At 48.8% G+C, this 957-nt stretch carries 1 protein-coding gene; it reads right to left on the minus strand.

All coding sequences use genetic code 11. The features are described 5' to 3' along the window. The coding region (locus R8O11_RS25655; RefSeq protein WP_318194666.1) for a glutamate synthase subunit beta at window positions 1-957 on the minus strand (957 nt) is incomplete at both ends.

The raw sequence follows: 957 nt of genomic DNA on the forward strand, positions 1-957 counted from the left end.
GCGCTCGCCTGGTTTCGCATCTTCCCAAACGATGTCTGCAAGACGAAGACCTGTAACTTCACCTTTGTCGTTACCGATGAACTCTTTGGTCAAGATGTTCCAGTGACGATCGACACCTTCTTCATGAGAAGTCGAAGTGCGTAGGATCATTGGGTATTGAGGCCAAGGCATATTGGCTGGGCGCTTCTCTGGTGGAATCGGCATGATTTCAACTTGAGTTATGCTTGCTGCGCCGTGACGGTTTGATGTACCCACACAGTCTGAACCGGTATCACCACCACCGATTACGACAACATGTTTTTCTGCTGCGTGAATTTCTTCACCTTTTAGATCCATGTTGTTTGCTCGGCGATTGTTTTGTCCGAGGAACTGCATTGCAAAGTACACGCCTTTTAGATCGCGTCCCGGAACAGGAAGATCGCGAGGAACGGTTGAGCCACCAGTCAGCAGTACCACATCGTACTCTTGACGCAGTTGTTGCGCGTTTACATCGACACCAACGTGTTGATTTACTCTAAACTCAACGCCAGCTTCTGCCATTAGATTGATCTTGCGATCAATGACTTCCATGCTCAGTTTGAAATCTGGAATACCGAAACGCAGCAGACCACCCACCTTCTCGTCACGCTCGAATACGGTCACGGTATGGCCTGCGCTGTTTAGCTGCTCGGCAGCCGCAAGACCCGCAGGGCCAGAACCAATAATAGCGACTGTTTTACCAGTGCGAGAACGCGGAGTTTTTGGTTTGGCGTATCCTTCACGATACGCCGTTTCCACGATGGTTTTCTCAATATTACAAATAGTGATTGGGTCTTGGTTAATGCCAAGCACACATGCACTTTCACAAGGAGCGGGACAAACTCGACCAGTAAACTCCGGGAAGTTGTTGGTTGAACTTAGAATGTTCCATGCTTCTTCCCAGCTATCACGATAAACCGCATCGTTAAATTCTGGGAT

It is taken from the genome of Vibrio sp. 1288 (genome assembly GCF_033344475.1).